Genomic DNA, 20152 nt, shown 5'->3' on the forward strand with positions numbered 1-20152 from the left:
GAACGGGGCCCGGAATGAGACAATAGAGGGAGTCTTTTTGGAGTGTGATGAGCAAGCAAACGAAGCACAATACGGATGTCCACAGCATCTCCGACGCGCGGGAATCACACAGCGACGAGATGCGGACGCGCATGATCCGGTACTCGGTGTCGATGAGCATCCGGCTCGTCTGCTTCGTCCTGGTGTTCGTGGTCCCTTACGTGTGGCTGCAGTGGGTGATGATCGCCGGGGCGGTGTTCCTGCCCTACTTCGCGGTGATCGTCGCGAACGGCGGCAGCGACACCAGCAGCATCCGCCACAGCGACGCCCTGATCGATCGCGCCCCGGTGCGCGAGATCGAGGCGAAGGTCGTCGACGCCGGCCCTGACGCCGGCGACGAGATCCTCAGCGGCGAGATCATCGACGACGCCGCAGAACCGGTGCGTCACGGCTCGCACGAGGCAGGGCGTGGCGGGCCCGAGTCCCGTGGCTGACCTGCCGTCCACCCCCCGGCCCGTGGCCGCCCCGGCGGTCGCGGGCCTCGGGCTGTTCGGTGAGCCACGGGCGGCCGAGGCGGGGCCTCCCGTCTGCTCCCGCAAGGGGTGCCGGAACGACGCCGGGTGGCAGCTGCTGTGGAACAACCCGCGCATCCACACCCCGGAGCGCCGGAAGGCCTGGGCGTCGTGCCCCGACCACGTGGAGTGGTTCGAGGAATACCTCCGGAATCGTGGGCTCTGGAAGGAGACCCTTCCCCTGACCGCAGACCGACCGATGGAGACCCGCTAGGTGTTCCGCTACTTCTTCTCCGCCCGTTGGCTCGGCTGGCTCGCCATGGTCGTGGTGCTGGCCGCCGGCTGCGTCGGACTCGGACGATGGCAGCTGGAGCGGCGGGAGGCCGTCGTGGAGGACATCCAGCGCATCGAGGCGAACTACGACGCGGCACCGGAGCGCTACGTGCCGGGAGTGAACGGCTTCGACGCGTTCGACCCCGCCCGCGAATGGACGCCGGTGACCTTCAGCGGGACGTACGACGTCGAGCACCAGGTCGTCGTGCGCAACCGGCCGCTCAACGGCCAGCCGGGGTACGAGGTGCTCACCCCCCTGCGGCTCGAGGACGGCACGGCCGTCATCATCGACCGCGGGTGGCTGCCCATCGGGAACATCGAAGCGGGCCGGCCCGACGCGGTGCCGGCCCCGCCCGCGGGGGAGGTCGAGGTCACCGCACGGATCAGGCCCGGCGAGCCCGAGGTGAACCGGGGCGCGCCCGACGGACAGGTCGCATCGGTCCATCTTCCCTCGCTCGCGGAACGGCTGGACTATCCCCTGCAGGACGCGGCCTACGGCCTGCTGGCGCTGGAGCGGCCGGCGGCGGCCGAGACGCCGATCGCGGCACCCAAGCCGTCCATCGACGAAGGACCGCACCTCTCCTACTCCCTGCAGTGGTTCGCCTTCGGTGTCCTTGCCTTCGTAGGCCTCGGTTATGCGGCGCGCCAGCAACGCAGGAGTGACGCCGAACGGGACGGGACCGCTCCCGACCGCCCGGTCCGCCGGCGTCGCCGCCCCTCCTCGGAGGAGGAAGAGGACGCCATTCTCGACGCACGGGGCATCCGCTAGGTCCGTTCCGCGGTGTCGCCCTGCGCCCGGACAGCCTCCCCGGGATCCCTGCGGCCGGGCCGTGCACTGCGCCCCTGGGACAACCCCTGCGTCCACTCCTGTGCTTACTCCTGCGAGGACCCCGCGGGGGCCGCGTGGCGCACTACCGACGTCTCAGTAGTCGGATGCAGTACCCGGGTAGCCGGACACCGATCCCAAGTGGTACGTGCGAGTGTTCGCCGCTGGAGTCGCGTGGAATGCACTCGTGCGCAGGGTGACGCCCCTTCATAGAGTGACGACTGCGGCGATCACACCACTGCAGCCGCGCAGTTCCCTGTGGCTCCGGGCTGGGAAACCGAGCACCTGATCCGAAAGTCGTCTGGCGCCGGGATCCACGCTAGTTCAAAGGATGTGACGATGACTGGAAATCTGGTTGCTGGTCCGAAGCTGTGGAGCAGGCGAAAGGCGACGGAACTCCTCGAACCCCCCACCGCGACGACAGAGCCGGCGCAGGATCGCTCCGCGCACGACTTCGAGTTCGACGTCGCCATCGTGGGGATGGGCTACGTGGGGCTGCCTACCTCCCTCGCCTTCAGTGCAGCGGGCGCACGGGTCCTGGGCCTCGACGCGAGTCCCGCCCGCCTCGACGTCATCCGGAGCGGACGGGCGGACCTGGTGCCCTCCGACCGCGAGCGCCTGGCGCGGTCCCTCGCGGACCCGTCCTTCGAGCTGACCAACGATCCCGCGCGGCTGTCCCGCGCGGCGGCGGTCATCATCTGCGTGCCCACTCCCGTGGACGCATACCTCGTGCCCGACCTGCGCATCCTGGGCCAGGCCTGCCACACCGTGGTGGAGAACGCGGTCAGTGGCCAACTGCTGCTCCTGACCTCGACCACCTACGTCGGCAGCACCCGCGATCTCCTGGCGACCCCGCTGGCCAAGCGCGGCCTGATCGCGGGGAGCAATATCCATGTGGCGTTCAGTCCCGAACGCATCAACCCTGGCACGGACAGTTTCGCGCACGAGGACGTTCCCCGCGTCGTCGGCGGGATCACGAACGGCTGCACGGAAGCCGCGCAGGCACTCATCGGCACCTACACCCGGCTCGTGCACACGGTGAGCTCCGCGGACGCCGCGGAGATGACGAAGCTCGTGGAGAACACCTTCCGCGCCGTGAACATCGGCCTGGCCAACGAGTTCGCCGACATGGCGAATTCGCTGAAGCTCGACGTCATGGAAGTGATCGACGCGGCAGCAACCAAGCCCTACGGATTCATGGCCTTCACGCCGGGGCCGGGGGTCGGCGGCCATTGCATCCCCTGCGATCCCCACTATCTGCTCTGGCAGATGCGGCGGCTGAGGCTTTCCACACCGGTGATCGAGCAGGCGATGAATGCGATCGCCGCCCGGCCGGGCAGGGTGGTGGACCGTATCCGCAAGATCCTCTCGGACCGCGACAAGGGCCTGCATTCCTCGCGTGTCCTGGTGGTGGGCGTCGCCTACAAGCCGGATGTGGAGGACGTGCGCGAGTCCCCGGCGCTCGAGATACTCGAGGGCCTCATCGACGAAGGCGCCGTCGTCGCGTACCACGACCACCTGATCCCGAGTCTGCGCCTCGGTGACGGGACGGTGCTGGAACACGAGGCGGACCCTGCGGCGTTCGACGCCGATCTGGTGCTCCTGCACACCGCGCACAGCACCGCCGACGTCGGCTGGATCACCCCGGAGGTCAATGTTCTCGACTCGACCTTCCGCCTTCCGCACGCCTCCAACATCGTCCACCTGTAACCGAACCGGCTGGGAGTACCGAACCATGAGAACTGTCATCACAGGAGGCGCCGGGTTCATCGGCAGCCACCTCACCGAGTACCTGCTCCTCGCCGGAGACAGCGTGACGGTCCTGGACAACCTGTCCACGGGTGCGAGCGAGAATTTGAAGGGCAGCTGGGACCATCCAGCCTTCACCTTCCGGGAAGGCAGCATCCTCGATCGGGACGTCGTCCGTGAGGTCATCGGTGCATCCGACCGCGTCTTCCACCTGGCTGCCGCCGTCGGCGTGCACCTGATCGTGGATCACCCGCTCGAGAGCCTCCGCACCAATATCCATGGGACCGAGGTGGTACTGGACGCCTGCCTGGAGTCGGGGGCGGACCTGCTCCTGGCATCGACGAGCGAGATCTACGGCAAGAACACGGCGGACCGCCTGTCCGAGGACGCCGACCGCATCCTGGGCTCCGCCCTGAAGTCACGGTGGACCTACGCAGCCGCGAAGGGCATCGACGAGGCCTTCGCCCACGCCTACTGGCGGGAGTTCGGCCTGAACGTGTCGATCGTCAGGCTGTTCAACACGGTGGGACCACGCCAGACCGGCCGCTACGGGATGGTCGTGCCGAACCTCGTGGGCCAGGCGCTGAGGGGTGAACCGCTCACCGTGTACGGCGACGGACGCCAGACGCGCTGCTTCTCCTACGTGGGCGACGTCGTTCCGGCGATGGTCCGCATCGCCGAGGAGCCAGCGACCCGGGGGCTCGCCGTCAATCTCGGGGGTCTGCAGGAGATCTCGATCCTGGAGCTGGCCGAGCGGACCATCAAGCTGCTCGGAAGCAGCAGCGTGATCAACCTGGTCCCCTACGAGCAGGCCTACGGACCGGGCTACGAGGACATGCGCCGTCGGGTACCGGACAATTCCCTTGCCGGCAGCCTCGTGAAATTCAAGCCGACGACGTCCGTGGACACGATCATCCTGAAGGTCGCCAAGGCGATGCTGTCCGCGTCCGAGGGCGGGGTCGCCGCGGGGGCCACGCGGTGAGGAGAAGCGGCGTCGGAAGGATGCACGATCCCCCCTTCCGGGGATGGGTGAACGGCGAGCCGGGGCGGGTCCGCGGCTACTCCTCGCCGCGCCCGTCGGATGGTGCCGCCGCACTCGCCATCATGGTCCTTCTGCTCTGCGCGGCCATCGCGGGGGCTTCGCCTGCGCACACTGCGGTGCTCGGCGAACCCGTGGTCGAAGCGCAGGTACCGGCCCCGCGGACGATCGTCAGCCTCACCTTCGACGACGGGAACGACGATCAGTTCGCGGCCGCGCGGATCATGAAGGACCACGGCCTCAACGGCACGTTCTTCGTGTCGTCGGGCCTGCTCGCGGACGAACCGGCGCCCGGGGATCCTGCCCCGACCACCCTGACGGTTGAGCAGGTCCGCTCGCTGCAGGCCGACGGTCACGAGATCGGCGGCCACACGGTCACCCACAGCAAACTGACGAACCTGGTGCCGGAGGAATCCCGTCGCCAGATCTGCAGGGACAGGGCAAACCTGATCGACCTCGGGCTGAAGGTCACCAGCTTCGCCTATCCGTTCGGTTCCTCGACCGCTGACACCGAACGCCTCGCTGCCGAGTGCGGTTACAACAGCGCTCGCGCCTTGGGCGACCTCCGGAGCCCCGACGTGCCGGGCGCGTCCAGCCTCTGCGCCGCCTGCCCGGTGACGGAGACGATGCCCCCGGCCAACCCCTTCCGGACCAGGGCACCGAACCAGGTGGAGAACACCTGGACGTTGGCCGACCTTCAGAAGGCGGTCACCACGGCCGAAACCACCGGCGGGTGGCTTCAACTGACCTTCCATCTTGTCGACGACAGCGGTAACAGGCTCTCGGTCCCGCCGTCCCTGTTCGAAGCCTTCGTCGTGTGGCTCGCTGACCGCGCCACCGCCGGCACGGTGGTGAGAACCGTCGATGAAGTGGTCGGGGGGCCCGAGAAGGCCCCCGTGGACACCGCGACACCGCCCCGCACCGGCAATCTGATCCGTAATCCCGGGCTCGAGACACCGAACCCCGACGGGTCGCTCCCCTCGTGCTGGCAAGTGGCCGGCTTCGGAGAAAACGAACGGTCGATAGAGCTGCAGGAGAGCTCCGGCACGGGCGACGCTGCCGCGCGGCTCTCCCTGACCGACTACGTGAACGGGGACGCCAAGCTGGTCCCCACCATGGACCTGGGTACCTGTTCCCCCACGGTGGACCCGACCAGGGCCTACGACCTCGGCGCCTGGTACCGATCGAGTGGGGAGACGCAGTTCGAGATCTACATCCGGGATCTGGAGGGTACCTGGCGGTACTGGGCGTCCAGTCCGCCGTTCCCGGCCTCTGATGAATGGGCCCACGCGAGGTTCACCACGGATGCCGTTCCCGAGGGGGTCGACGGGATCAGCTTCGGCCTGAACGTCATGGACGCCGGCACCCTGGAGACGGACGACTACAGCCTGGAGTGGAGCATCGGGTGGTCCGACTATCTGGGCCTCGGCATCGGAGCCATGTGGGCCCAGGTGTCCGGCACGATGGTCGGGCCGCTGCAGCAACTGGGTCGCATGCGATGAGCACCGACCTACGCGAAGGGCACGGGGACCCCCGGCCCGGGCACCGACGGGCGGCAAGGGAGGACACCCGCGTGGCGATCCGGCATCGCGCGCCTCGACGTGCAATCGTGCTGGGGGTGGCAGCCGCGGCACTGCTCCTCGTCGGGACGATGTCGCTCGTCACGTCCCGGGCGGAGGAAAAGTACCCGTGGCACACGAACATCGTGGCCACGACCTTTTGGGTGGGCGAGATCCACGACCCCGAGACCTCCGACGGCAGTCAGGAGTTGTCGACCTACGACTCGCGCTGGATGGAGAGCTATGGCGGGTGCGACGGCGTGCAGACGGACGAGGGCTGCCAGACGGAGAAGCGGGTCGCCGAGAACGACTACTTCCCCAGCAGCATGACGCCGCTGGAAAATCCGTTCTACCTCGACCTGCCGTTCGACGACATCAACGACCCGGACGCGTTCGCGGACCGCGGGACGGTGATCCCCTGGGCTGCCGAAGACGCTGCCGGCAACCCGTCGCTCCTGACGGACCGGAAGTACAGCTTCATGAAGAACCGCTGGGTGAAGCTCAGGAAGGGGTCGTCGGTGTGTTACGGGCAGATCCAGGACGCCGGGCCGGCACTGTACAACGACCGCGAGTACGTCTTCGGCCACGGCGATCGGCGTCCCGCGAGCACCAAGTACAACGGAGCCGGCCTCGACGTGTCACCGGCTCTGAACGGCTGTCTCGGCTTCGACGGACTCGACGACAAGAACGACCGCGTGGACTGGCAGTTCATCGACGCGGCGGATGTGCCGGACGGGCCCTGGAAGCGGATCGTCACCACGAGCCAGGTCCGATGACCGGGCGATGCAACCGATGCAGCCGCGCGAGGAGTAATGGAGAACCATGGACTTCCTGACAGTTCTGCTGGTGGTGCTGCTGGTCGTCGGTCTCAGCACCACCTTCTGGGGTCTCGTCGGCGTGGGCCGCGGCCTGGGGGAGGCACTGCGCCGCACCTCCGGCGCACCCCATGCCCACCCGCCGGCCGGCACTCCCCCGGTGAGCGGCGTGGCGGTGCTCATCGCCGCCCACAACGAGGCCGCGACCATCGAGCAGTCGATCCACGCGGCGGCGGACCTCGTGCCCCCGACCAACATCCACGTCGTGTCCGACAAGTCGACCGACGCGACCGTCCCGATCGCCCGGCAGCTGGGCGCCAACGTCCTCGACCTGCAGGTCAACCGCGGCAAGGCGGGAGCCCTCGCCGAGGGCATCCGATACTTCGAGTTGTGTGAGCGCTTCGAGGTCGTCCTGATCCTCGACGCCGACACGCGGCCGACCAGGGACTACCTGACGACCGGACTCCCGCTCTTCGCCGACCCGGGGGTCGCCGCGGTGGCAGGCCGGGCGAAGTCGATCGTGGGGACCGGCAAACGACCGTTGCTGGGCCGGTTCCTCGTCGCGTACCGCGACAGGCTCTACCTGGTGGTCCAGCTCCTGCTGAAGTACGGCCAGGCGGCCAAGCCCGCCAACGTGGTGAACATCGTCCCGGGCTTCGCCAGCATGTACCGCACCTCCGTCCTCGAGCACATCGACGTCGCGGGTCGTGGGCTCGTGATCGAGGACTTCAACATGACGTTCGACGTCCATGCCCGGAAGCTCGGACGTATCGCCTTCCACCCGTCAGCCGCGGTCGCCTACACGGAGGACCCGGACAATCTCGGGGACTACATACGCCAGATCAGGCGCTGGAACCTGGGCTTCTGGCAGACCGTACGGCGGCACCGGTTCCGGTTCACCAAGTTCTGGGTCAACCTGTGGATCCATATCGTCGAGCTCGTCGTCAGCGGGATCCTCCTGCTGACCCTGCTCCCGCTCGTGGCTCTCTCCCTGATCGCGGACGCCATCCCGGGAACGCTGATGCAGCAGGCGCCGCCGGTCCTGGAGTGGCTGAGCGAAGCCATACCCCTCGGGGCCGTCCTGCTGGGTGTCCTGCTCCCCGACTTCCTGCTCTCGATCTTCGCCGCGATCGTCCTCAAGCGGCCCGTGTACCTGCTCTTCGGCTTGCTGTTCCCCCTGATGAGGATGCTCGACGCCGGCATCTGCCTGAGCCAGATCCCGAGGGCCTGGCTGCCCGACCGGACGAGCGGGGTCTGGACGAGCCCCCGGCGGCGCGCGGACGGTATTGATCCCCCGACGCGCACCGTCCGCGGGCTGGACACCGAGACCGTCGATGCAGCGTGAGGACGGCGGGGCGCCCGAGGGTCGGGGCTGCCCGTCCCGGGACGTCTAGGCGAGGGTGACGAGCTCCAGGTAGTCGTCGTTCCAGAGGTCCTCGACGCCGTCCGGCAGGAGGACCACCCGCTCGGGATCGAGCGCGTCGACGGCGCCCTCGTCGTGGCTGACCATGACCACGGCGCCGCTGTAGTTCTTCAGGGCGCCGAGGATCTCGGCGCGGCTGGCCGGGTCGAGGTTGTTCGTCGGTTCGTCCAGCAGGAGCACGTTCGCCGAGGACGCCACGATGGTCGCCAGCGCCAGGCGGGTCTTCTCGCCGCCCGAGAGCACACCGGCGGGCTTGTCGACGTCGTCGCCGGAGAAGAGGAAGGACCCGAGGATGCCGCGGACCTCCGCATCCTGCATGTCCGGGGCGGAGGACTTCATGTTCTCGAGTACCGTGCGCTGCGTGTCGAGTGTCTCGTGCTCCTGCGCGTAGTACCCGACCTTGAGGCCGTGACCTGCGACGACCTTGCCCGTGTCCGGCGTGTCGACGCCGGCGAGCATCCGTAGCAGGGTGGTCTTCCCCGCACCGTTGAGTCCGAGGATCACCACCTTCGACCCGCGGTCGATCGCGAGGTCCACATCGGTGAAGATCTCGAGCGAACCGTAGGACTTGCTCAGCCCCTCCGCCGTCATCGGCGTCCTGCCGCAGGGCGACGGTTCGGGGAAGCGCAGGGCGGCCACGCGGTCGGAGGTGCGGACGGCGTCGAGGTTGCCGAGCAGCCGTTCGGCGCGCTTGGCCATGTTCTGGGCGGCGACGGCCTTGGAGGCCTTCGCCCGCATCTTGTTGGCCTGGTCCATGAGGACCTGCGCCTTCTTCTCCGCGTTGGCCCGCTCGCGCTTCCGCGCGCGCTCGTCGGTCTCACGCTGGAGCTGGAAACGCTTCCAGCCCATGTTGTAGATGTCGATCGTCGCGCGGTTGGCGTCGAGCTGGAAGACCTTGTTCACGGTCGCCTCGAGTAGTTCCACGTCGTGGCTGATGACGATGAGGCCGCCCTGGTGGTTCTTCAGGAATTCCCGGAGCCAGGTGATGGAGTCGGCGTCGAGGTGGTTGGTGGGCTCGTCGAGGAGCATGGTCTCGGCACCGGAGAAGAGGATGCGGGCAAGTTCCACGCGCCGGCGCTGGCCGCCGGAGAGCGTCTTGAGGGGCTGGTTGAGGATCCGCTCGGGCAGCGCGAGGTTCGAGGAGATCGACGCCGCCTCGGCCTCGGCCGCGTACCCGCCGCCGGCGAGGAACGCAGACTCGATGCGGTCGTAGCGTGCCATGGCCTTGTTGCGCACCGACGTCTTGTCGCTGGCCATGTCCTCCTGCGCCAGGCGCAGCTCGCTGACCACCTCGTCCAGGTTGCGGGCCGAGAGGATGCGGTCACGGGCGAGCTGCTCCATGTTCGGCGTCCGCGGGTCTTGGGGCAGGTAGCCGATCTGCCCGGACCGGGTCACCGTGCCGCCCGCCGGGAGCGCCTCCCCCGCCAGCACCTTCGTGAGCGTCGTCTTGCCGGCACCGTTGCGCCCCACGAAGCCGATCTTGTCGCCCTTGTCCACGCGGAAGGACACCCCGTCCATGAGCAGGCGGGCACCCGCCCGCAACTCCAGGTTCGATACGTTGATCACGGTGTGGCCTTTCTCTGGTGCCGGAGACGGCGTTGTTGTAGGAATCCCACAAAGGATCCCCTGATGACCGGCGCTAGTCTCGGTACAGAAGCAGTCACGGCTGGAGGAAGTCGACAAAATCACCGGAGCAGCCGGTGCGACTCCGGCCCGCTGAAGGAGTGTGTGCCATGCAGCCAGCCGAACAGACCGCCGCCGAACCGGTCCGCAGCCGCCCGTCAGCCGGACGACGGTCCGGACAACGGTGGGATGCCACCGATCTCTCACTGATCGCGGTCTTCGCCGCCCTCATTGCCGCTCTCGCAATCCTACCCGGTATCCCGGTGGGCCCGCTCGGCGTGCCGATCACGCTGCAGACCCTCGGAGTCATGCTCGCGGGAATCGTGCTCGGACCGGCGCGCGGAAGTGCCGCCGTCCTGCTCTACCTGGTCGCGGGGCTGATCGGGCTGCCGGTCTTCAGCGGGTTCAGCGGAGGGTTCGGCGTCCTGGCAGGGCCGTCCGCGGGCTACCTTCTGGCGTTCCCCCTGGCGGCCCTCGTCGCCGGGCTCCTCGCCGTCGTCGTCCTGCGCCGGACGCGGTTCCGGGCTCCTTTCCTCTTCCTCGCGTGCCTCGCGGCGAGCCTGCTGACCATCCACCCGCTCGGCATCGCGGGTCTCATGGTCAACGCGGGCCTGCCCCTGCGGGATGCCGTGATCGTCGACGCCGCCTACCTGCCGGGCGATGTGCTCAAGAACATCCTGGCCGCGGTCATCGCCGTATCGGTGCACCGCGCCTTCCCCCGGCTCCTGGCCGGACGCGCACCCCGTGATTGAGTTCCTGGCGGCGCAGGTCCGCGTCGACGGCGACCGGACGATCCTCGAGGCGAGCCTGACCCTCCGCGAGCGGCGGGTCTCGGTGATCGGCGCGAACGGGTCCGGCAAGTCGACCCTGCTGCGCCTCATCAACGGACTGCTCGTCCCGTCCACGGGTTCGGTCAGTGTCTTCGGCCAGGACACACGGACGGCCGGGCGGGAGGTCCGGCGCGCCGTCGGCTTCGTGTTCACGGATCCGCTGTCGCAGCTCGTCATGCCGACGGGCCGCGAGGACGTGGAGCTGTCCCTGCGCACCCGGAAGCTCCCGTCGGCGGAGCGCCGCCGCCAGGCGGAGGAGGTCCTGCGGCGCTTCGGCGTGGACCACCTCGCAGACCGGAGCATCTACGACCTCTCCGGCGGTGAACGGCAGATCCTGGCCCTCGCCGTCGTGCTCGCCGTGGAGCCGCGCATCCTCGTGGCCGACGAGCCGACGACGCTCCTGGACCTGCGCAACGACGCCCGGGTCCGAGCGATCATCGCCGGGCTGGAGCAGCAGGTCGTCTTCACGACCCACAACCTGGACTTCGCCCTCGAGGCCGAGCGGACACTCGTCGTCGACGGCGGCGCGGTCGTCTTCGACGGGAGACCCGCTGACGCCGTGGCACACTACCGCTCGTTCGCCGGACGGCCGGTGCACGGACCGTGAGGGGGTTCGGCAGCACGATCGGCCTCTACGAGCCCGGCCGCGGATTCCTGTACCGCACGCCGCTGCCCGTGAAGGCTGCAGGATCCCTCGCCTGCGCCGGGCTCGTCCTCGCCTGGCGCTCCCCGTCCGTCACCGGCATCGTGCTCGTCCTGACCGTCACCGCGCTGGTGCTCGGGGCGCGCCTGTCCCCCGCGCGCATCCTCCGGATGCTCCTGCCTGCGGCGCCCGTCCTCGTGGTCCTCGCGCTCTACCAGGGGTGGCTGCACGGATTCTCCGCCGCGTTCGCCGTCGTGGGCGGGATCATCGCCTGCCTGCTCGCAGCGCGGGCCCTGACCCTCACGACCCCCGTGCAGGACATCCTCGACGGCGTGGTCCGGCTGGCCGATCCGTTCCGCGTCCTGGGCGCGCAGCCGGAGCGCTTCGCCCTCGCGCTGTCCGTCATGCTGCGCAGCATCCCGTACCTGGCCGGGCTGTTCGTCGACGTCAGGGAGGCCGCGAAGGCTCGGGGGCTCGAACGCAACCCGCGGGTCGCGGTGACCCCCCTCGTGATCGGCGCCGTCGCGTACGCGCACCGCACGGGTGAGGCCCTCGCGGCGCGGGGCCTCGGGGACCACGACGACGGGAGCGATGACGCGAGCGACGATGGCGGAAACGCGCGGTCGGCGCCGGGCGTGTAGGCACCGACCGCCCCCGCACGACGGGCGCCCCGCAACGCCCCGGGACGCCGGTCAGGACCGGATCCGGCGGTACAGGACCTCGAGTACCAGGCCGGCGGCGGCGGATGTGGCGACCGCGACGAGCACCAGCTCCGGCGAGGGGATCTCGAGCTGCAGGAAGTCCCGGCGGCGGGCAGCCCCAGGATCAGGGGCAGGCCGGCGTAGGCGGCGGCGACGATGCCCGCGGTGGTCCGGGTGAACGGCCGGGCGAGCGCGGCGAGCACCCAGAGGGCGCTGAGCGTCAGGGTGATGACAGCGGCGGTCTGGATCTCCGCCGTGGGTGCATCGGCCGGACCTTGCGCGTACACGACGACGCCGATCACCGCGAGCGCCACCACGATCCCTGACGGGATGCACCACCGGCCCACGCGCCCCAGGAAGCCCGGTCTGTAGCGCCGCGTGTTCGGCAGGAGTCCGAGCACCAGGGCGGGAAGGCCGATGGTGAGTCCGTCCACCACCGCCAGTTGCCGCGGCAGGAACGGGAAGGGCCACAGCAGCACTCCGAAGAACAGGGCCAGCAGGACCGCGTACACGGTCTTCGACAGGAACAGCTTCGCGAGCCGCTCGACGTTCGCGATCACACGCCGGCCCTCCGCCACGATCCCCGGGAGCCGCGAGAAGCCGCCGTCGAGCAGCACGACGTTCGCGACCGCCCTCGCGGCGGGCGCCCCGGAGCCCATCGCGATGCCCAGATCCGCATGCTTGAGGGCCAGGGCGTCGTTGATTCCGTCACCGGTCATCGCCACGGTGTGCCCGAGCGACTGCAGCGCGAGCACCATGGCCTTCTTCTGCTCCGGCGAGACGCGGCCGAAGACACTTTCGGTCCGGAGCACTTCGGCAAGCTCTTCGGGCTCGTCCGGGAGCCCGCGGGCATCCACGCCGGACAGGGCGCCGGGCAGATGCACCTCCCGGGCGACCGCGAGCACGGTGCCCGGATCGTCGCCGGAGAGGACGATCACGCGGACGCCCTGCTCGCCGAAGTAGCGGATCGTGTCGGCGGCATCCGGGCGGACACGCTCTCGCAGCACGGCCATCGCGACGGGCCGCAGGCCATCCGGCAGGGGTGGTGCCGTCGTCCCTCCGTTCGGTGGCAGCGGCCGGGGCGAATGGGCGAGGATCAGGGTCCTGGTCCCGGAGGCGGCGATCGCCGCGGCCCGTGCCACGGTGCTGCTCCCCGGGCCGGCCGCGCCGAGCACGACGTCCGCGCCGCCGAGGACCCAGGAGCCCTGCAGGCTGCCCCCGGTGAAGCAGGCGCCGCTCCACCGGCGGCGGCTCGAGAACGGCACGGTCGCATCGGGGAAGGCACTATCCGCCCCGGCGTCGGGGACACCGGCGCCGATGGCCAGCGCCGTCGTGTTCGCCGCCCGGTCCGCCGCGAACCAGGCGAGGGCTCGCTGCCACCCGGCGGGCGCGTCGTCCACGGGTTCCAGCCGGTCCAGGGCGAACGAGCCGTCCGTCAGCGTCCCGGTCTTGTCGACGCACAGGACGTCCACGCGGGCCAGGCCCTCCACTGCGGCGAGTTCGTTGATCAGCACCCGCTGCCGGGCCAGCCGGGCCGCACCGACGGCGAGGGCGACCGAGGTCATGAACACCAGGCCGGCTGGCACCATCGCGTTGATGCTCGCCACCGCGGTGACTGTCGCGTCGCTCCAGGCGCCGCTCTCCCACGCCGCCTGCCATCCGCCCGCCGCCTGCATCTGGCCGTTGACCACGACCACCGAGAGCGGAACCAGGCCGAGGGAGATCCAGCCGATGACGCGGCCGATCGAGCGTCGCAGCTCGCTGTCGACGAGCGAGAACTGGCGGGCTTCCGACGTGATCCTCGCGGCATAGGACGAGGCCCCTACGCCGGTGACCCGGGCCAGCCCCGCGCCGGCGACGATCGTCGAGCCGCTCATGAGTGCGCGCCCGACCGTCACGGCCACGGGGACCGCCTCCCCGGTGAGGAGCGATTCATCGACCTCCAGTTCGCGGCAATCGACGATCTCCGCGTCCGCGGGCACCTGCTCGCCGGGACGGAGCACGAGCAGGTCGTCGAGGACGACGGCGTCGACGGCGCACTCGACGTCGACGCCGTCGCGGCGTACGAACGCCCGCGGTGCGTTGAGGACGGCCAGGCGCGCCAGGGCGCGTTTGGCCGTGAACTCCTGCACGACGCCGATGAGCGTGTTCGCGACGATGAAGAACCCGAACAGGGCGTCCTGCCAGGCGCCGAGCAGCAGCAGGGCCAGGAAGCACCCGCCGACGACTGCGTTGAAGAGGGTCAGGACATTGGCCCGCAGGATACCGGCGAAGGAGCGCCCGGTGGAGTCCGGGCTGGTGTTGACGAGCCCCCGCTCCGTCCGGTCCAGCACCTCGGCGGAGCTCAGCCCGGGCCATGCGCTGCGGCCCGAAAGCCGGCTCCCTCCGGTTGCCGGCGCCCGACCGGTCCGGTCAGCAGCCATGCGCCCGGCGGGGACCGCGCTGCGGGCCGGTGGTCCGCGGGGTCATGGCCTGCCCGCGTACCTGCGGAACCGGCTGACGGCCAGCCCTCCTGCGGCCGCGGCCCATCCGGCCAGCACGAGGAGGTCCAGCCACGGAGTTGTCGACCCGGAGGCATCCCACGCCGCTACCAGCCCGTTCTGCAGGTGCTTGAGGGGGAACAGCGAGCCGACGGTGTCCATCCACGCCGGTCCGTCGTTCAGGAACACGTCCGAGAAGAAGGAGAGGAGGAAGAGGACGGCCAGGCCCACGGTGCCGACCGCCCGCGCACTGGGCACCAGCGTGGTCAGCAGGAACCCGCAGGCGGCCAGGCTCAGCGCGCCGACCAGGAGCACCACCAGCCCGGGCAGCAGCCCGGCCGGGCCGATCCTGAGGCCGTATGCGACCGCCCCGAGCAGGAGGATCGCGGCGAGGATCACGAGGGTGAGCGTGAACCCCGCGACGGCCCTCCCGGCGAGATAGGCGAGGACCGGCAGCGGTGTTCCCCGCAGGCGCTTGAGCAGGCCCGTGTCACGTGCCCTGGCAACCCCCTCCGCGAGATTCATGAACAGGGCGACGCCCGCGCCCCAGGTGACCATGCTGGCGCCGATGACCAGGGCGGCGGGCCGGCCGTCGGCGAGTGTGTCACCCGGCTGGACGGTGACCAGGAGTGCGAAGAGGCCCACCGGCATGACGACCGAGAAGAACACGTCGCCGGGCCGGCGGGCGGCGCCGCGGAGCGCCGCCCGGGATTGGCCTGCGAGCAGGGCGAGGGCGGAGGGCCGACGGACCGCCACGGCGTCGAGCCTCCCCCGGGCCGGTCCCCCGGACGTCCGCGGCGTCGGCAGGCCCGGCCGCCGGTGGGCAGGCCCGGCGGACGGCGCCCGGTACCGATCCCACCGGAAGGCAGCGAGGCTGACCAGCGTGCCCGCGACGAGCCACGTCGCGATGACCGCGAGCTCTGCGGGGTGCCACCCGCCCCCGGGCAGGTAGGGATCGAACTGGCCCCGCAGGGAGTCCGTGTAGGGCTTCAGCGGAAACACGGACGCGACCGTGTCGAGCCAGGCCGGCAGCGCGGCTCCGACGAAGAAAAGACCCGAGATGAAGGAGAGCACCACCGCGGATCCGATCGATGCCGCCTCCGCGATGGAGGCGGTCCGGCTCAGCGACCCGATCGCGAGGCCCACGGCCGCGAACGTCGTGGTCCCGAGGACCAGCGTCACTGCGGTGGCGAGGAGCGTCTCCATGCGCAGGCGGACCTCGTAGAGCAGGACACTGAGCAGTACCGTCACCAGGAGGGATCCGAGGGCGAACAGCAGGGCCGCGCCGATCTGCCCGAAGAAGTAGACCCAGGCCGGCAGGGGGGTCCCCCGCAGGCGCTTCAGAACGCCGGTCTCCCTGGCTTCCGCCACCGCGATCGCCACCGGCGGCAGGGTGGCGAAGAATGTGCCCATCGCGATGGCGATCGGTGCGGCGAACTGCATGACCCGGACGCCGTCGGGCCCGACGGCGTCGTTCCCGGCGAGCAGGCCGAGCACGAAGAGCCAGAGCAGCGGCATGACGAAGGTGAAGATCAGCACCACCTGCGTCCGCCACAGTGCGAGGACGGCATGCACCAGCTGGGCGCGGGCCATCGAGGCGGCACTCACCGGGACGGCCTGTACCCGGACGGCGCCTCCGACGCCCACGCCCATCACGCCCTCCCCGGGGGTGCGGCGGCGCCCTCCAGCCCGGCCGTCGTCGCCGAGCCCACGAGGCTCAGGTAGGCGTCCTCAAGGGAGGGACGGCGGACCTCGAGTGCCGGGAGTTCGAACCGGCGTTCGAGCGCCCAGCCGGAGAGGGCGTGCAGCACCGCCGCCGGGTGCATCGTGGACAGCGTCCATCCCGCCCCGTCGGGGAGGGGCGTGCCGCCCAGCTCGGGGAGACTCGTCACGGGGAGCCCGTGCGGCAGGCGGAACGACACCACGACGCTGCGCTGCCCGGCGGTCAGTTCCGCCGGCGTCCCGAGCGCCACGATACGGCCCTCGACCATGACGGCCACGCGATCGGCGAGGTGTTCCGCCTCGTCGAGGTAGTGCGTCGTCAGGAGCACGGTCTTCCCCAGGTCGCGGAGGCCTTCCACCAGTCCCCACGCCTGGTGCCGTGCGGAGGGGTCGAACCCGGTGGTGGGTTCGTCGAGGAAGAGCATCTCCGGGTCTCCGACCAGGCCCAGGGCGAGGTCGAGCCGGCGACGCTGGCCCCCCGACAGGGTCTTCACCCGCGCCTTCCGCTTGTCCGTGAGCCCCACCTGCTCGATCAGGGCGTCCGTCCCCAGCCGGCGCGGGTAGAGCCCGCGCTGCAGGTTCACGAGTTCCAGGACCGTGAAGTCGTCCTCGAATCCGGCGTCCTGCAGGACGATCCCGATGCGCTCGAGGAACGCGCGGTCGTGCGTCGCCGGATCGAATCCCAGGACCGACACGGTGCCGGAATCGCCGCGCCGATGTCCCTCCAGGATCTCGACGGTCGTCGTCTTCCCGGCCCCGTTCGGTCCGAGCAGGGCGAACACCTCCCCGGCGTCCATGCTGAAGGACACGCCGTCGACGACGACGAGGTCGCCGTAGGACTTCCGGAGATCCCGTACCTCTACCGCCGCCATCCCGTTTCCCCTTGTCGGTCGTCTGCGACCAAGGCTAGGACCGTCAGGACATGCCGGTCAGGGCCGAAGGGCCCGCCGGAACGACGGAGGGCGGTCCCAGCCGCTGCTGGAACCGCCCTCCTGTCTCGCCGTCGTTCCGGTCAGATGTTGAAGCCGAGGGCCCGCATCTGGTCGCGACCGTCCTCGGTGATCTTCTCGGGACCCCACGGCGGCATCCATACCCAGTTCAGGCGCCATTCGTCCACGACGCCGTCGAGCGCCTGACCGACCTGCTCCTCGAGCACGTCGGTCAGCGGGCAGGCCGCCGTGGTCAGGGTCATGTCGATCAGGAGGGCGCCGTCCTCCGCGTACTTCAGGCCGTACAGGAGACCGAGGTCGACGATGTTCACGCCGAGCTCCGGATCGATCACGTCCCGCAGCGCTTCCTCGATGTCATCCAGCGCGGTCTGCGCCTGCTGCACATCACTCATCGAACTGTTCCTCTCAGGCTGGTGTCCTAGGGTGCGGTGGTTCTACGCCTCGACCGCGGTCTGGGCCGTGAACCGATCGTAGCCCTCTTCCTCGAGGCGGTCCGCGAGTTCCGGCCCGCCCTGTTCGGCGATCCGGCCCGCGACGAACACGTGCACGAAGTCCGGCTTGATGTAGCGCAGGATCCGCGTGTAGTGGGTGATGAGCAGCGTGCCCATTTCACCCTTGGCGTGCTCGCGGTTGACGCCCTCGGACACGACCTTCAGGGCGTCGACGTCGAGGCCGGAATCGGTCTCGTCGAGGATCGCGAACCGGGGACGGAAGAGTTCCAGCTGCAGGATCTCCACGCGCTTCTTCTCGCCGCCCGAGAACCCCTCGTTGACGTTGCGCTGGGCGAAGTCCGCGTCGATGCGCAGCTGCGCCATGGCGGTCTTGACGTCCTTCGTCCAGTGGCGCAGGCTCGGCGCTTCGCCGTCGAGGGCTGTCTTGGCGGTCCGAAGGAAGTTCGTCATCGTGACGCCGGGCACCTCGACCGGGTACTGCATCGCCAGGAACAGCCCGGCGCGGGCGCGCTCGTCGACGCTCATCGACAGCACGTCCTCACCGTCGAGGGTGATCGTGCCGCTGTCGACCGTGTAGCGGGGGTGCCCGGCGATGGTCGACGCGAGGGTCGACTTGCCGGAGCCGTTGGGGCCCATGATCGCGTGGGTCTCGCCGGTGTTGATGGTCAGCGTGACACCGTTGAGGATGGGGACGTTGCCCTGGTCGGTGTCGATGCTGACGTGCAGGTCCTTGATTTCAAGTGTTGACATCGTGTTCTGTTCTCCTTCGCCTGGCTGTGCAGGAGGTGTGCAGGAAGTAGGTGGGTGGTGCCGCGGCCGCTAGCCGAACTGCGGTGCGGCTGCTCCGTTGGTGACCGTCGTGACGTCGACGTAGACGTTGCCCTCGTGGATCTCCAGCGCGAAGACCGGCACCGGTTCGTACGCCGGCAGCTGCAGGGGGGCGCCGCTGCGGAGGTCGAACTGCGAGCCGTGGCCCCAGCATTCGATGGCGCACCCCTCGACGTCGCCCTCGGACAGGGAGATGTCCGCGTGGGAGCAGGTGTCGCCGAGGGCGTGGATCTCGCCTTCGGAGTCACGGACGATGACCACGGGGTAGTCGTCGATGAGGACGCGCAGGGCCTGCTTGACCTGGATGTCGTCGACGTTGCAGATCAGTTCACCGCGGGGTGCCTCGGACATCAGAGGTTTCCTGCCGCGAGTTCGCGTTCGACCGACTCCGAGAGCCGCTCCTCGAGCGCGGGGACCTTGATCTGCTGGATGACCTCGGTGAGGAACCCCCGCACCACGAGGCGGCGGGCAGCCTTCTCGGGGATGCCGCGTGCCATCAGGTAGAAGAGGTGCTCGTCGTCGAACCGGCCCGTGGCACTGGCATGGCCTGCACCCTCGATCAGGCCCGTCTCGATCTCGAGGTTGGGGACCGAGTCCGAGCGTGCGCCGTCCGTGAGGATCAGGTTGCGGTTCGTCTCGTAGGTGTCCGTGCCCTCGGCCGCCTTGCGGATGAGGACGTCGCCGACCCAGACGGTGTGCGCGTCCTGGCCCTGCAGTGCGCCCTTGTAGGTCACGCGGGACTTGCAGTTGGGGACGGCGTGGTCCACCAGGAGGCGCTGTTCGAGGTGCTGGCCGGCGTCTGCGAAGTAGAGGCCGTACATCTCGACCTCCGCGCCGGTCGCGGTGAAGATCGACGACGGCGTGAGGCGCACGAGGTCCCCGCCGAGGCTGACGACGACGTGCTTGTACCGGGCGTCGCGCCCGACCTTCGCCTGCTGCGAGGACACGTGCACGGCGTCGTCGTCCCATTCCTGGACGCTGACGACCGTGAGTTCCGCGCCGTCGCCCACCACGATCTCGACGTTCTGCGCGAGCGTGACCGAGCCGGTGTGGTCGAGGACCACGACGGCCTTCGAGAACGCCTCCGCCTGGATGAGGATGTGCTGTGCGGCGGCGGCGGGCGAGGTGCCCGTGACGCTGACCATCACTTCGCCGTCGGCCACGGTCTCACGCGGGACGGTGATGACGGTCGCCTCGCTGAAGGAGTTCCAGGCGGCGGCCGAGACGCGGTCCTCCGGCGTGGCGGCCGACCCGAGCCGGGCGTCGCTGCGGTCCACGGTCTCCACCGTGACGTTTCCGGCCCCGGTGACCGCGACGGCGGGCGCCGCACCGGTGAGTGCGTCGGTGTGCAGGCCGCGGAGGCGCTTGAGCGGCGTGAACCGCCAGTCCTCCTCGAGCCCCGTGAGGGTCGGGAAGTCCGCGAGGTCGAAGGACCTGCGCCGCTCACCGCGTGAGGCCTCGGGGATGACCGGTGCGTTGCCGTGGCTGTGCTTCTTGAAGCCCAGCTGCTCCACGCCGTCATCCCCACCGGGCAGGCTCTCGCCCTCCTCGGTGAAGCCGTCGATGACGGCGCGGTCGTCAGCGGTACCGGAGGCCGCGCCGAGGCGCGCTTTCTCGGCGAACCGGCCGTGCTCGGTCAGTTCGCCGTCGGACGTGGTGTCGGGTGAGATCTGTGAGGTTTCAGTCAT

Annotated in this window: 18 protein-coding genes and 1 pseudogene; 11 read left to right on the top strand and 8 right to left on the bottom strand. The window is 69.8% G+C overall.

The window, feature by feature from the left end; all coding sequences use genetic code 11:
- The first annotated feature begins 47 nt into the window (after positions 1 to 47).
- The 8 genes from ACX80F_RS08125 to ACX80F_RS08160 all read left to right on the top strand — a co-directional run bounded on the left by ACX80F_RS08125 (position 48) and on the right by ACX80F_RS08160 (position 8157).
- Positions 48 to 473 (top strand): DUF3099 domain-containing protein, encoded by a 426-nt coding sequence (locus ACX80F_RS08125; protein ID WP_459335875.1) that lies wholly within the window; start codon positions 48 to 50, stop codon positions 471 to 473.
- 1 nt (position 474) lies between these two features.
- Positions 475 to 765 (top strand): hypothetical protein, encoded by a 291-nt coding sequence (locus ACX80F_RS08130; protein ID WP_459335916.1) that lies wholly within the window; start codon positions 475 to 477, stop codon positions 763 to 765.
- Positions 766 to 1593 carry an SURF1 family cytochrome oxidase biogenesis protein gene (locus tag ACX80F_RS08135; protein ID WP_459335876.1) on the top strand — a complete coding sequence of 276 codons (828 nt, stop codon included), beginning with the start codon at positions 766 to 768 and terminating at the stop codon, positions 1591 to 1593. It begins immediately after the preceding gene.
- Between the two features lie 396 nt (positions 1594 to 1989).
- Positions 1990 to 3360, top strand: coding sequence for a nucleotide sugar dehydrogenase (locus tag ACX80F_RS08140; RefSeq protein WP_459335877.1), 1371 nt, complete (start codon positions 1990 to 1992; stop codon positions 3358 to 3360).
- A 25-nt stretch (positions 3361 to 3385) separates the two neighbouring features.
- On the top strand, positions 3386 to 4381 hold the full coding sequence (locus ACX80F_RS08145) for an NAD-dependent epimerase/dehydratase family protein (RefSeq protein ID WP_459335878.1): 996 nt from the start codon (positions 3386 to 3388) through the stop codon (positions 4379 to 4381).
- Positions 4382 to 4401: 20 nt separating this feature from the next.
- A complete protein-coding gene (locus tag ACX80F_RS08150) occupies positions 4402 to 5940 on the top strand; it encodes a polysaccharide deacetylase family protein (protein WP_459335879.1) in 1539 nt (512 codons plus the stop codon).
- A gap of 71 nt (positions 5941 to 6011) precedes the next feature.
- Positions 6012 to 6773 carry a hypothetical protein gene (locus tag ACX80F_RS08155; protein WP_459335880.1) on the top strand — a complete coding sequence of 254 codons (762 nt, stop codon included), beginning with the start codon at positions 6012 to 6014 and terminating at the stop codon, positions 6771 to 6773.
- A 46-nt stretch (positions 6774 to 6819) separates the two neighbouring features.
- Entirely contained in the window at positions 6820 to 8157 is a 1338-nt protein-coding gene (locus tag ACX80F_RS08160; RefSeq protein ID WP_459335881.1) for a glycosyltransferase family 2 protein, read from the top strand.
- 45 nt (positions 8158 to 8202) lie between these two features.
- Here the strand turns inward: ACX80F_RS08160 and ACX80F_RS08165 are convergent, their stop codons facing one another.
- Complete coding sequence (locus ACX80F_RS08165) at positions 8203 to 9801, bottom strand: ABC-F family ATP-binding cassette domain-containing protein (protein WP_459335882.1); 1599 nt, start codon at positions 9799 to 9801, stop codon at positions 8203 to 8205.
- A gap of 167 nt (positions 9802 to 9968) precedes the next feature.
- On the opposite strand from ACX80F_RS08165, the gene ACX80F_RS08170 reads away from it, so the two are divergent.
- The 3 genes from ACX80F_RS08170 to ACX80F_RS08180 all read left to right on the top strand — a co-directional run bounded on the left by ACX80F_RS08170 (position 9969) and on the right by ACX80F_RS08180 (position 11972).
- Complete coding sequence (locus tag ACX80F_RS08170; protein WP_459335883.1) at positions 9969 to 10610, top strand: biotin transporter BioY; 642 nt, start codon at positions 9969 to 9971, stop codon at positions 10608 to 10610.
- Entirely contained in the window at positions 10603 to 11295 is a 693-nt protein-coding gene (locus ACX80F_RS08175) for an energy-coupling factor ABC transporter ATP-binding protein (protein ID WP_459335884.1), read from the top strand. The genes ACX80F_RS08170 and ACX80F_RS08175 overlap by 8 nt, the downstream gene beginning before the upstream one ends.
- 68 nt (positions 11296 to 11363) lie before the next feature.
- Positions 11364 to 11972 (top strand): energy-coupling factor transporter transmembrane component T family protein, encoded by a 609-nt coding sequence (locus tag ACX80F_RS08180; RefSeq protein ID WP_459335917.1) that lies wholly within the window; start codon positions 11364 to 11366, stop codon positions 11970 to 11972.
- Between the two features lie 569 nt (positions 11973 to 12541).
- Here the strand turns inward: ACX80F_RS08180 and ACX80F_RS08185 are convergent.
- The 7 genes and pseudogenes from ACX80F_RS08185 to sufD all read right to left on the bottom strand — a co-directional run.
- A pseudogene (locus tag ACX80F_RS08185) lies at positions 12542 to 14455 on the bottom strand (HAD-IC family P-type ATPase); the annotation flags it as partial.
- Between the two features lie 42 nt (positions 14456 to 14497).
- The gene (locus ACX80F_RS08190; protein ID WP_459335885.1) at positions 14498 to 16165 is read right to left on the bottom strand and encodes an ABC transporter permease; all 1668 of its coding nucleotides are present in this window, start codon (positions 16163 to 16165) and stop codon (positions 14498 to 14500) included.
- Positions 16165 to 17106, bottom strand: a complete 942-nt coding sequence (locus ACX80F_RS08195) for an ABC transporter ATP-binding protein (RefSeq protein WP_459335886.1) — start codon at positions 17104 to 17106, stop codon at positions 16165 to 16167. The genes ACX80F_RS08190 and ACX80F_RS08195 overlap by 1 nt, the downstream gene beginning before the upstream one ends.
- 140 nt (positions 17107 to 17246) lie before the next feature.
- Entirely contained in the window at positions 17247 to 17576 is a 330-nt protein-coding gene (locus ACX80F_RS08200) for a metal-sulfur cluster assembly factor (RefSeq protein WP_104120512.1), read from the bottom strand.
- Between the two features lie 42 nt (positions 17577 to 17618).
- Complete coding sequence (sufC, locus tag ACX80F_RS08205) at positions 17619 to 18386, bottom strand: Fe-S cluster assembly ATPase SufC (protein ID WP_459335887.1); 768 nt, start codon at positions 18384 to 18386, stop codon at positions 17619 to 17621.
- 69 nt (positions 18387 to 18455) lie between these two features.
- Positions 18456 to 18815: a non-heme iron oxygenase ferredoxin subunit gene (locus ACX80F_RS08210; protein ID WP_459335888.1), complete on the bottom strand. Its 360-nt coding sequence runs from the start codon at positions 18813 to 18815 to the stop codon at positions 18456 to 18458.
- Positions 18815 to 20152, bottom strand: a complete 1338-nt coding sequence (gene sufD / locus ACX80F_RS08215; protein ID WP_459335889.1) for a Fe-S cluster assembly protein SufD — start codon at positions 20150 to 20152, stop codon at positions 18815 to 18817. Before sufD ends, ACX80F_RS08210 begins: the two co-directional genes overlap by 1 nt.

It is taken from the genome of Arthrobacter sp. TMS2-4, from assembly GCF_054511075.1.